This window comes from Moheibacter lacus (assembly GCF_014042165.1).
GTDB classification, from domain to species: domain Bacteria; phylum Bacteroidota; class Bacteroidia; order Flavobacteriales; family Weeksellaceae; genus Moheibacter; species Moheibacter lacus.
This window is the reverse complement of sequence record NZ_JACDZE010000002.1, coordinates 230935-242313: the sequence shown is the minus strand read 5'-3', so window position 1 is coordinate 242313 and position 11379 is coordinate 230935. Positions and strand designations below refer to the sequence as shown.

Here is an 11379-nt window from a genome sequence, read left to right as displayed (position 1 = left end):
AAGGACTTGATTGTTCATTGTGAAAATCAGTCCGTGAAAAGGTTTATTTTTTTATGAAAAAAAGCCCTAATTTGGGCTTTGGTGTTTAATATTCATCTTCGTTCCATAGGAAATCATCGTCTGTAGGGTAGTCAGACCAGATTTCTTCTATACTTTCATAAGAATCACCTTCGTCTTCTATGGATTGAAGGTTTTCCACAACTTCAAGTGGGGCGCCGGTACGGATGGCGTAATCAATCAATTCATCCTTTGTTGCCGGCCAAGGTGCATCACTTAAATAAGATGCTAATTCTAAAGTCCAATACATATTCTAAACTTTATTTATCGTTTATTTTTTTACTAAATTTTTCTTTTGCCTGTCTGAAAATCAGGCGGTTTTCCCGAATCAAATAATTTGCCAAAAACGAGGTTGTCAGGTTTTGTTTCGAATTTTTTTATTTTTGGGCAAATGTATCGAAAAAAATGACAAATAAAATAAGTAATTTATTCAAAATTCAATATCCGATTGTTCAAGCCGGAATGATTTGGAATAGTGGGTGGAAACTGGCCTCAGCCGTTAGCAATCAAGGTGGTTTGGGGCTGTTGGGAGCCGGAAGTATGTATCCCGATGTTTTAAGAGAGCACATCATCAAATGCAAATTGGCGACCGACAAACCCTTTGGTGTCAACCTTCCGATGTTGTATCCGGACATCGATCAACACATCCAAACCATCATTGAAAATAAAGTTCCCATCGTTTTTACATCAGCAGGAAATCCAAAAACTTGGACGGAAACACTTAAAAAAGAAGGGATTACGGTGGTTCATGTGGTGAGCAGTGCCAAATTTGCATTAAAATCAGAAGAAGCCGGAGTAGACGCTGTTGTGGCAGAAGGATTTGAAGCGGGCGGACATAATGGCAGAGATGAAACCACGACTTTTTGTCTGATTCCTGATGTACGGCGGAAAATCGAGATTCCTTTGATTGCTGCAGGGGGAATCGCAACAGGTCGTCAAGTGGTGGCAGCGATGGTACTTGGTGCAGATGGTGTACAGATCGGGAGTCGATTTGCGGCGACTTATGAGTCTTCATCACATAATGCTTTTAAAGAAACCATTGTTGATACAATTGAGGGTGGAACAGAATTGACTTTAAAAGAATTGGCACCGGTCCGATTAATTAAAAATGGTTTTTACGAAGAAGTAAAAAAAGCCTATGAAAATGCAGCGACAAAAGAAGATTTGATTCAACTTTTGGGGAGGGCAAGAGCGAAGAAAGGAATGTTTGAAGGGGATTTAAAAAATGGAGAATTGGAAATCGGACAAGTAGCTTCCTTGATTGATTCGGTGGTTTCGGTGGAAGAAGTTTTTAAAGAGTTGTTAACCGAAATCAGAGAATTGAAGCTAGATTTTAATACAATATTTTAATTCGTAGTACATTATTAATTAGGGTTTTGTCATGATTTTTAATTGTTTTACATCAAAAATCATGACAAAATGTTTACTTTTTATAATGGACAAGTTCTACCAACACATAACTCCTACAGAGCTTTCGTTGTGTAATTTATTAACAATCAATATTACTAGTGCGTTGATCTAATTATTTCTTCTCATAATTAGCAGGATCCAAAGCGCTCGGTGACCATTGTTGCAAAAATTCCATTACTTTTTTCTGACTATGGCCTTTTCCTTCTTCGAGATATCCTGAACTTTGGGTGTGGATCCGATTTCCTTTACCATCCAGAATTACAAATACCGGAAACCCAAATCGCTGCGGATAATCCAAAGTTTTCAAAACGTCCAGATTCTGATTTTCCTTGCTGTAATTCACATGAACCACTTCATAATTTTCAGCGATGTATTTTTTGAGTTCTTCGTCGGTCGTGGTCAGTTCATGAAACAATTTACACCAGCCGCACCAGTTTCCACCCAATTGTAAGAATACATGTTTGCCTTCCGCATTTGCTTTTGAAACGGCGTTGGCGATTTCGGCTTTGGCGTCAGCTTCCGGGTGATAAACACTAAATTTTTCTTGTGCATTTCCGAATTGGATTCCCAATAGGAATCCCAAAACTAAGATGGTATTTTTCATACAGTCAAAGGTAAATTATCTATTTTGAATTTTATTTATTTTCAACTCAGATTTATCCATTTGGGAGGAAATAAAGGGGATGCGGGGTGCGAGAAAATATCCTGTAAGACTGGCAAAAAGGATGAGTGTCAGATAATCAAATCCTGTCAAAGTCGTAAGGAGAATCGTAGTACTCATCGGGGTTCTCGTTACACAGGAATTTATGGCAGCCATGCAGCAAACGATGGTTAATCCTAAATTTAATCCCGGGAAAAAATGATGAATAATCAATCCTACTGCAGCTCCTGTAAAAAATAAGGGAATGATAAATCCGCCGCGCCAACCCGAGGTCACCGTAACGGAAATCGCGATGATTTTGAAAATCAAAATGGCCAACAAAGGTGCCAGCGCAAAATCTTCCTGAATCAAATGGTTGATTTGATGATGCCCAAAGTATCGAGTGATCGGGAAATAAAAGGCAATTAGTCCCAAAATAACACCTCCGATCAGGGTTTTGATATAAATCGGCAGCGGATAGAATTCAAATAATTTTTTTAAAAATTTCGTAGCATAAATAAAAAACCAAGCCACCAAAACCCCTACCAATCCAAATAAAATGGCATAACCAAAATCAAAAACATTTGAATATTGATATTCCGGTAAATCCCAAATAGCGCCCAAACCGGTTTGGATGATAAAAGCAAAAACTACATAACTAAAACAGCTCGAAACCAATGCCGGAATGATCGCTTTGTAATATTGGACCGCATGTTTATGGTGTAAAATTTCCAATGAAAATAAACTACCGCCAAGTGGCGCACCGAAAAGCGCCGTAAACCCGGATGCCATTCCTGCAATGCTCAGCGATCGCAATTCCTCGCCTTTTAATCGTAAGAGTTTTCCTATATAACTTCCCGTGGAACCCGTAACTTGCACCAATGGAGCTTCCGGCCCCAAACTTCCTCCGCTGGCTACACAAAGTAAAGAAGAAAGGATCATGGAAGGATTGTTTTTGGGATCCAATTTTCCTTTGTTGAAACGAATGTTGTTTACGATCAGATGAATTTCACCGGGATCTCCTATAAAATGAATGATCAAACCCGCTGCCAGTCCACAAATTGCCATAAGCGGAATGACCAACCATCCCTGGAATACACCCAACAAATGGGTTAAATATTCCAATCCTAACCAATACAATCCTGCGATGATTCCGCCCAATAATCCGAGAAAAGCCCATAAAAGAAACATCCGGCTAAACACAAAAGGATTAAACCGTATGGGTTGATCCAAAATGTTCAGGTAGGTGATTAACTTTCTTTTTTGTTTCAGTTTCACTTTGCAAATTTAGAATAATGATCAAGCTACAAAGACCTTTTTCGTTAATTTTGACTGTCAATTCTTCAATTCATCCAATTTCTTTAAATTCTTATAGGATTATCATTAAAATCACATCTGAAAATCTATATATTTGTTTCTTTAAATTGAATCATCTATACATAATTTAAAAAATAGACTTTAGAATTGAGAAAATTATATTTTAAAGAGTGGATTTTAAACGAAGCAATTTTATTTGAAGTCCGGTGTTTATTAAGGGTTTAAAGATTTATGAATCATATTGACCAAATCAAAAATTACTTTAAACAAACGCATTAGAAAAAATGAACACACGCTATTTAGACCTTATCGAACAATCTTTTTATTTTCCTACGGAAGAATTTACCCTGGTAGACGGAAATCTTCAATTTCATGGAATCGATCTGATGAAATTGATTGAAGAACATGGTACTCCATTGAAATTCACTTATTTACCCAAAATTTCTCAAAATATCCAACGAGCGAAATTTTGGTTTGAATCGGCAAGGAAAAAGTTGGGTTACAAAGGAAAATACAATTATTGTTATTGTACCAAAAGTTCGCATTTTCATCATATTCTTGAAGAAGCACTCAAAAACGATATTCACATCGAAACTTCTTCTGCTTATGACATCAACATTGTGGAAAGTCTTTTGGACGAAGGACTATTGACCAAAGACCAATATGTCATCTGCAATGGATTTAAACGAGCCCAATACATCGAAAACATCGCAAGACTCCTCAACAACGGTCATAAAAAAGTGATGCCTGTGATCGATAATTATGAAGAATTGCCGTTGTTACTTGAAGCGACCGATAAGAAATTTGAAATCGGAATCCGAATTGCATCTGAAGAAGAACCGAAATTTGAATTCTATACTTCTCGTTTGGGAATTGGGTACAAAGACATCGTTCCGTTTTATAACAATTATGTGAAAGACGAGAAAAATGTCAAACTGAAAATGCTGCATTTCTTTATCAATACAGGGATTAAGGATAATTCTTATTATTGGAACGAACTCAACAAATGTTTGCAGGTGTATGTGAAATTGAAGGAAGTTTGTCCGACGTTGGATAGTTTGAACATCGGTGGTGGATTTCCGGTGAAAAATTCTCCAAGTTTCGAGTTCGATTATGCTTATATGGTCGAAGAAATTTTGAACCAAATCAAAATCATCTGCGACGATTGGGAAGTTCCGGTGCCGAACATTTTTACCGAATTCGGTAGTTTTACAGTAGGCGAGAGCGGTGCGATGATTTATAAAGTTTTGCAACAAAAAAAGCAAAATGACCGGGAGTCTTGGAACATGATTGATTCATCATTTATGACAACTTTACCGGACGCTTGGGCGATCAATAAACGTTTTGTGTTGTTTCCAATCAACCGTTGGCAGGACCGATATGAACGGGTTTTACTCGGTGGACTAACTTGTGACAGTGACGATTATTATAATTCTGAACAGCATGTCAATGCGATTTATCTCCCGAAATTCAACCAAAATAAACCGTTGTACGTCGGGTTTTTCAATACAGGAGCCTATCAGGACAACATTGGCGGATTTGGAGGCATTCACCATTGTTTGATACCGCAACCCAAATATTTATTGATCGACGAGAATCACGATGTCGAAGTGTTTTCCGAACAACAATCCCATGAAGATGTGTTGGATATCCTCGGATACAATCAATTTCATACCTCAAAAAAACAAATTCAAACAAATAAAAAAACCAAAACAAAATGAGCAAAGGACCGATCAGTCAGTTCATCGAACACAATTACAGACATTTCAACGCAGCGGCTTTAGTTGATGCTGCGAAAGGATATGAAACCCATATCAACGAAGGTGGAAAAATGCTCGTTTCCCTTGCTGGAGCCATGAGTACTGCCGAGTTGGGAATTTCTCTTGCTGAAATGATCAGACAAGGAAAAGTAGACATCATTTCTTGTACTGGAGCCAATTTGGAAGAAGATGTGATGAATTTGGTAGCGCATTCGCATTACAAGCGCGTCCCAAATTACCGTGATTTGACGCCGCAAGACGAATGGGATTTGCTTGAAAACCATTACAATCGCGTGACCGATACATGTATTCCGGAAGAAGAAGCTTTCAGAAGATTGCAAAAACATTTGGAAGACGTTTGGTACAAAGCTGAAGCAAATGGCGAACGGTATTTCCCACATGAATTTTTATACCAAGTGGTGAATTCAGGTGTTTTGGAGCAATATTATGAAATCGATCCAAAGGATTCATGGATCGTGGCTGCGGCTGAGAAAAACATTCCGATCGTCGTTCCGGGATGGGAAGATTCTACGACCGGAAATATTTTTGCTTCCAACGTGATCAAAGGAAAATTAAAAGCTTCAACCGTAAAATCGGGAATCGAATATATGGTATGGCTCACCGAATGGTACAGAGCCAATTCAGGTGGAAAAGGAGTAGGTTTCTTCCAAATCGGTGGAGGAATTGCAGGTGATTTCCCGATCTGCGTTGTACCGATGATGTACCAGGATTTGGAATGGACAGATGTTCCTTTTTGGTCTTATTTCTGTCAGATTTCCGATTCGACGACTTCTTATGGATCGTATTCGGGAGCAGTTCCCAACGAAAAAATCACTTGGGGGAAATTGGACATCAATACACCGAAATTCATCGTAGAATCAGATGCAACGATTGTTGCACCGCTGATTTTCGCATGGATTTTAGGGCAGTAGAAAGATTAATTTGAAAAATAAAAAAGGGTGACTGGAAATGATTCAGCCACCCTTTTTGTTGGTTAGAATTTTATATTACATCGCATCTATGCGCATTTTGGTATAAGCAACTACCAAACCGCTGAACCAATCCCAATCTACCGATTTATAAGGGTATTTTGCCATAAACTCAGGACTGTCACCAAATAAAAAATCATAATTTTCTTCAAAATCAGCTTTGTGTAACCAAAGGACTTTATCTCCTTTTTTTACATAATAAGATTTAATGATTCCACCACCAATTCTAGGCGCTGCGCCAAATTTCACTCCTTGTGTTTCTTTGGCAAATGGATCATGGTAAACATCTATATAATCACTGAAATCAGGATTGATCAATTGCATCAAAAATTCTTTATCGTCCTTTTTATTCTTTAAAGAAACGGTTTGGTTTACAAAGTAAATTTGATCATTGGAAGTAATTTTTTTTAAGCTATTTCGTTTTCCCATTCCATAATTGCTGAATTTTTCCGTTACCTTATTGTATTTCTCAAATCCACTTGCATATAAAAAAGCTTCTTTGATTTGATCTGCATCATAGGTTTCTTTTTTATCGGTGATGCTGTCTTTGAAAACCATTTGGGCGATTTGACCCTTTTTGGTAATGATGGTTTTACAATAACCTCTGTGTTTCGTTCCATCTTTCATGATGACGGTAGAAACTTTTTGGGTGGCAGGTTTATTAAATCCTTCGTTGAAATAATAGGTTTTCAACATTTTTAACTCTTCGTCCGTGTATTTCACTTTGTCTTGCGCATAAGACAAACCAAAACAAACCAATAGAACCATAGAAAGGAATTTAGTTTTCATAATTTTAGTTTTTAGAATTTTCAGTAAATATGATTCGAAATTTTTTGATTCGAAATTATTTTAAAGGAAATCTACAGTTAAACACCCCAAAATACGGCAATTGCCTTATTCGATACAGATGTTATAAAAAGTAGAAATGATGATGTCATGGATAAATTTGATCAGTACATTTAAAATTTTTACTGTAATTATTTTGTCAGTTTCCCAAATGGGTTATAATGGGGGTAAACTAAAAAACGATAAATGAACTACAAAGTCAAAACCCATAACCAACTATCGCCGATTGATGTTGAACGGATCGTCAATTTCTTATATGAAAATCTAGACCAGTATGGCGATACCAAGTCTGCCATCAGAAAAGCGATCGAATATGCCATGAAAGAGCGTGCAAGTTTAGGAGGTTATGTTTTTACGGCAGAAAAAGACGGCGAAATCGCCGGAGCGGTTATCGTCAATAAAACGGGAATGGATGAATACATTCCGGATAACATTTTGGTCTATATCGCTGTTCATAAAGAACACCGTGGAACCGGAGTTGGGAAATTACTGATGGAACACACCATCGCCAACTGTAAAGGTGATATCGCACTTCACGTTGAGAAAGACAATCCTGCCAAATTTTTATATGAAAAATATGGATTTACCAATCCTTATTTGGAAATGAGATTGAAAAGATAAGTGGATTGATTTCATTTAGAATCAATTCAATACATGTTTAATTTAAAAACTAAATTTTGTTAATAGTACAAGTAAAAGAATCAGAAAGTATAGACAAAGCCATTAAAAGATACCGGAAAAAATACCAACGAACCAAAGTCTTAAAGCAAATCAGAGCAAATCAACAATTCATCAAAAAATCCATAGAAAAAAGGGAACAAAGAAAAAAAGCGGTTTATAAACAGCAATTTTTGAACGAGCAAAACGAAATCTGATGCAGATTCATCTACTAGATTTATCGATTTTTGTGTTGTACATGATCGCAATGATCGGTGTGGGAATTTATTTCATGCGAAAAAACAAATCCAACGAGGATTATTTCGTAGGTGGTCGTAATATGAGCGCTGGTCATATCGGTCTTTCTGTCGTTGCGACAGACGTAGGCGGTGGATTTTCCATCGGTTTAGGAGGTTTGGGTTTCGTGATGGGATTATCTGGGAGTTGGATGCTTTTTTCAGGATTGATCGGAGCTTGGTTAAGTGTGGTTTTTCTCATTCCCAAAATTTATCCGATTGCCAAAAAACATCAATTTTTAACCTTTCCTGAAACATTAAATTTTCATTATAACAAAAAAGTAGCACTGGTCGCCGGAATCATTTCGCTCATCGGCTACATCGGGTTTACGAGTTCCCAGATTCTCGCCGGAGCCAAACTGGCTTCTGCAACTTTCCCAAATTTTACGATCAAAGAAGCGGCTCTACTCATGGGTGTGATCGCAGTTGTCTATACCGTAATCGGCGGGATCAAAGCCGTAATTTATACCGATACGATTCAGTGGATGATCTTAATGGTCGGATTGTGTTTCATAGGAATTCCAATCGCTTATTTTAAAATCGGCGGTTGGGATGTGATTCAACAAAGCTTACCTGCGGAATTTTTATCATTTACCAATGTTTCTTGGCTCACTCTTTTCAATTGGCTCATCACCATCGTCCCGATTTGGTTTGTGGGTATGACTTTGTACCAAAGGATTTATGCTTGCCGAGATGAGAAAACCGCAAAAAAAGCATGGAAAATCGCCGGACTTTTTGAGTGGCCTGTGATGGCTTTTATGGGCGTAATTCTAGGAATGTTTGCCAGAGTTGCATTTAATCAAGGAATGTTTACGGGAATTGGGTATGCTCCCGGTTCAGAAATGGACGCAGAATTGGGTTTGCCATTATTGTTGACCACGGTTTTACCGATCGGATTCATCGGACTGATGATGTCAGCTTATTTTTCAGCGATCATGTCTACGGCTGATAGTTGTTTGATGGCGGCTTCCGGTAATTTCATGACTGATATTTTGGGATATTTCAAAGGAGAAGGAAAGTACAATCAAGTCCGTTTGTCTCAATTTGTCACCTTAATCATCGGTGCTTTGGCGATTGTATTGGCCACGATGATGCAAAACGTTTTGGACCTCATGCTTTATTCGTATGCTTTTATGGTTTCTGGGCTACTAGTTCCTGTTTTGGGTGCTTTGATTTGTAAAAAACCATCTTCAAAAGCAGCTTTGATCGCGATGATTTTGGGAGGAGGAACAACTTTGATTTTAATTTTAAGTAAAATAGAATTACCTTTTTCCCTCGATGCCAATTTCTTTGGAATTTTAATCGCAACAATTAGCTTTATAGTAGTCCAAAATTATTCAAATTATAAACAAAAAACATGGCAGAATTAATCATTCGAACCAAAAAAATACAAGAAAATATTCAGTATTTGAGCCAATTTCTTTCGAAAAACAATATCCAATGGAGTTTGATCACCAAGGTATTTTCCGGCGATAAAACCTTTCTTGAAAATGTGTTGACGCCTGAAGTGATTCAGCATATCAATTCAGTTGGAGATTCTCGGTTGACCAGTTTGAAGAATTTGAAAGAAGTCAATCCGGAAATGAAAACCATTTACATCAAACCACCTGCAAAAATCTATGCAGATCAAGTGGTCGAGTATGCCGATATTTCTTTGAATTCATCTTATGAAACAATTCAAGCGCTCAATGAATCGGCCAAAAAGATGAACAAAACCCACCAAATCATCATCATGATCGAATTGGGAGAATTGCGCGAAGGCATCAACCGAAATGATGTGATGGATTTTTATGAAAAAGTATTTGAATTGTCCAATATTGAGGTGATTGGGTTAGGTTCAAATCTCGGTTGTATGTACGGAATCATCCCGACACAAGACAAATTATTGCATTTGGTCTTGTACAAAGAATTGATTTCTGCCAAATTCAATAAAAATTTACCTTTGATTTCTGGTGGTTCTTCGATCACTTTACCTTTGATCAATCAAGGAACGATTCCGCCTGAAATCAACCATTTTAGAATTGGCGAAGCAGCATTTTTTGGGGTATCACCTTATGACAATGAAAAATTTGAAGGTTTGTCGGTCGATACCTTTGAATTCAAAGCCAACATCATCGAACTCGAAATTAAACAAACCGTTCCGGATGGTGTAATCAGCGATGGGAACATCGGTCATACAGCGGAGTTTGATCAAGAAAAAAGAGGAGAATCATCAGTAAAAGCCATTTTGGATTTTGGGATGCTGGATGTGAATCGGGAAGACATCGAACCGCTGAATACAGCTTTGGATTTTGTGGGGATAACTTCCGATATGATCGTGGTAGATTTAGGTGATAATTTGGATGAAGAAGGAAATCAGGTTTATAAAGTGGGTGACCAAATCAGTTTCACACCCAATTATATGGCGGTTGCGAGGCTGTTGAATTCTAAATTCATCGATAAGGTTTTTGAGTGAATTGGGCTTGAGGTTTCAAATCTAAAAATTCATCCAACATCCAAGCATCAGTTCTTCCGCCAGTTCCAAGGCGCAATTGGATTGGGATCTTTCCAGAGTCCGATTTTACTTTCTCTTGCTTCTTTTTCCAATTCAGCATAGGTATTGTCCTCAGAATATTTCTTGAAATGCCAAGCCATGCCGAGTTTGATCATTTCTTGGTTCAGATTTTTACCATTTGCATCGTAAATGACGCAGATGTATCGGCCATTTCGGTCTTTTTTATCAAATTCAAATTGGATTTCCTGCCCGAAACAAAGGTCTGACAATGCTTGTTTGGCACGTTTTCCAAAGGCTTGTTTCTTTTCCGGTGTATCAATGTGCGCCAGGCGAATCATCACGGGCAATTCATGAAAAAGTACTTCCAGCGTATCGCCATCGACGATTCGGATGACTTTTGCGGTATAGAGATTTTTATCGGAAGATGGCGCATCGATCCCTTTGTCATTTGAGACTTCCGCATTCTCAGAATTGTATAAATCAAAGCAATTTCCCTCGGAATAAGCTCTTCCGCACTGGACGAAACAGAGATTGAGGAGAATGAATAAAAGTTTGATTTTAGAAAGTTTCATGTTGAATTATTGTTGATTTTTCAAGCCATCAAAAATAATGACATTCGCTCAATCTTCGTATCCGCAGATGGTTTTTCCTCTTTTTTTGGCTTCTTGCAGGCTGACTTTGATGATTGGGTGTTGGCAATTGGAAAGTCCACGACAATTTTCCGAAAAATGATATCTTTTACCACCGGAACTGTTGCAGAGGTAAACGCTGGTTTCCGGTGCTGTGGTAAAAGATGCGAATAGGAAATAGGTGAGGAGGATGGGGAGGGTTTTAGCTTTCATTTGAGTTTGTATTATTTTAAATTAAAATATTCAATAATTTTACGATTTTCTTTTCAATATTAACATAAAAA

13 protein-coding genes are annotated in these 11379 nt (G+C 37.7%); 7 read left to right on the top strand and 6 right to left on the bottom strand.

All coding sequences use genetic code 11. From position 1 onward, the window contains the following. Positions 1–85 precede the first annotated feature (85 nt). Complete coding sequence (locus HU137_RS09290; protein ID WP_084016193.1) at positions 86–307, bottom strand: DUF2795 domain-containing protein; 222 nt, start codon at positions 305–307, stop codon at positions 86–88. Positions 308–462: 155 nt separating this feature from the next. Between HU137_RS09290 and HU137_RS09285 the strand changes: the two genes are divergently transcribed. Continuing rightward, the gene (locus HU137_RS09285) at positions 463–1407 is read left to right on the top strand and encodes an NAD(P)H-dependent flavin oxidoreductase (protein ID WP_182043565.1); all 945 of its coding nucleotides are present in this window, start codon (positions 463–465) and stop codon (positions 1405–1407) included. Positions 1408–1579: 172 nt separating this feature from the next. Here the strand turns inward: HU137_RS09285 and HU137_RS09280 are convergent, their stop codons facing one another. Continuing rightward, positions 1580–2071 carry a thioredoxin family protein gene (locus HU137_RS09280; protein WP_182043564.1) on the bottom strand — a complete coding sequence of 164 codons (492 nt, stop codon included), beginning with the start codon at positions 2069–2071 and terminating at the stop codon, positions 1580–1582. Between the two features lie 15 nt (positions 2072–2086). Beyond that, on the bottom strand, positions 2087–3385 hold the full coding sequence (locus tag HU137_RS09275; protein WP_182043563.1) for a chloride channel protein: 1299 nt from the start codon (positions 3383–3385) through the stop codon (positions 2087–2089). 323 nt (positions 3386–3708) lie between these two features. On the opposite strand from HU137_RS09275, the gene HU137_RS09270 reads away from it, so the two are divergent. Further along, a complete protein-coding gene (locus HU137_RS09270; protein WP_182043562.1) occupies positions 3709–5145 on the top strand; it encodes a type III PLP-dependent enzyme domain-containing protein in 1437 nt (478 codons plus the stop codon). Beyond that, positions 5142–6116, top strand: coding sequence for a deoxyhypusine synthase family protein (locus HU137_RS09265; protein ID WP_182043561.1), 975 nt, complete (start codon positions 5142–5144; stop codon positions 6114–6116). Before HU137_RS09270 ends, HU137_RS09265 begins: the two co-directional genes overlap by 4 nt. A 75-nt stretch (positions 6117–6191) precedes the next feature. Here the strand turns inward: HU137_RS09265 and HU137_RS09260 are convergent, their stop codons facing one another. Beyond that, entirely contained in the window at positions 6192–6962 is a 771-nt protein-coding gene (locus tag HU137_RS09260; protein WP_182043560.1) for a hypothetical protein, read from the bottom strand. Between the two features lie 243 nt (positions 6963–7205). Between HU137_RS09260 and HU137_RS09255 the strand changes: the two genes are divergently transcribed. From HU137_RS09255 to HU137_RS09240, 4 genes are read left to right on the top strand one after another with little or no spacing between them, the layout of a single operon-like run. Next, complete coding sequence (locus HU137_RS09255; RefSeq protein WP_182043559.1) at positions 7206–7640, top strand: GNAT family N-acetyltransferase; 435 nt, start codon at positions 7206–7208, stop codon at positions 7638–7640. A gap of 56 nt (positions 7641–7696) precedes the next feature. Further along, positions 7697–7894 (top strand): 30S ribosomal protein S21, encoded by a 198-nt coding sequence (gene rpsU, locus HU137_RS09250; RefSeq protein WP_182043558.1) that lies wholly within the window; start codon positions 7697–7699, stop codon positions 7892–7894. Next, on the top strand, positions 7894–9342 hold the full coding sequence (locus tag HU137_RS09245; RefSeq protein ID WP_246361530.1) for a sodium:solute symporter family protein: 1449 nt from the start codon (positions 7894–7896) through the stop codon (positions 9340–9342). The genes rpsU and HU137_RS09245 overlap by 1 nt, the downstream gene beginning before the upstream one ends. Then, positions 9330–10427 carry an alanine racemase gene (locus tag HU137_RS09240; protein WP_182043557.1) on the top strand — a complete coding sequence of 366 codons (1098 nt, stop codon included), beginning with the start codon at positions 9330–9332 and terminating at the stop codon, positions 10425–10427. The genes HU137_RS09245 and HU137_RS09240 overlap by 13 nt, the downstream gene beginning before the upstream one ends. A gap of 47 nt (positions 10428–10474) precedes the next feature. On the opposite strand, the gene HU137_RS09235 is transcribed toward HU137_RS09240, so the two are convergent. Next, positions 10475–11038, bottom strand: a complete 564-nt coding sequence (locus HU137_RS09235) for a thermonuclease family protein (protein WP_182043556.1) — start codon at positions 11036–11038, stop codon at positions 10475–10477. Between the two features lie 48 nt (positions 11039–11086). Continuing rightward, complete coding sequence (locus tag HU137_RS09230; RefSeq protein ID WP_220457205.1) at positions 11087–11308, bottom strand: hypothetical protein; 222 nt, start codon at positions 11306–11308, stop codon at positions 11087–11089. Positions 11309–11379 lie beyond the last annotated feature (71 nt).

Bases quoted from the DNA above. Each gene is read 5' to 3' on its own strand.
- HU137_RS09285 (WP_182043565.1), top strand. From the start codon at position 463: ATGACAAATAAAATAAGTAATTTATTCAAAATTCAATATCCGATTGTT.
- HU137_RS09245 (WP_246361530.1), top strand. From the start codon at position 7,894: ATGCAGATTCATCTACTAGATTTATCGATTTTTGTGTTGTACATGATC.
- HU137_RS09280 (WP_182043564.1), bottom strand. From the start codon at position 2,071: ATGAAAAATACCATCTTAGTTTTGGGATTCCTATTGGGAATCCAATTC.
- HU137_RS09290 (WP_084016193.1), bottom strand. From the start codon at position 307: ATGTATTGGACTTTAGAATTAGCATCTTATTTAAGTGATGCACCTTGG.
- HU137_RS09260 (WP_182043560.1), bottom strand. From the start codon at position 6,962: ATGAAAACTAAATTCCTTTCTATGGTTCTATTGGTTTGTTTTGGTTTG.
- HU137_RS09255 (WP_182043559.1), top strand. From the start codon at position 7,206: ATGAACTACAAAGTCAAAACCCATAACCAACTATCGCCGATTGATGTT.
- HU137_RS09240 (WP_182043557.1), top strand. From the start codon at position 9,330: ATGGCAGAATTAATCATTCGAACCAAAAAAATACAAGAAAATATTCAG.
- HU137_RS09230 (WP_220457205.1), bottom strand. From the start codon at position 11,308: ATGAAAGCTAAAACCCTCCCCATCCTCCTCACCTATTTCCTATTCGCA.
- HU137_RS09235 (WP_182043556.1), bottom strand. From the start codon at position 11,038: ATGAAACTTTCTAAAATCAAACTTTTATTCATTCTCCTCAATCTCTGT.
- HU137_RS09270 (WP_182043562.1), top strand. From the start codon at position 3,709: ATGAACACACGCTATTTAGACCTTATCGAACAATCTTTTTATTTTCCT.
- HU137_RS09265 (WP_182043561.1), top strand. From the start codon at position 5,142: ATGAGCAAAGGACCGATCAGTCAGTTCATCGAACACAATTACAGACAT.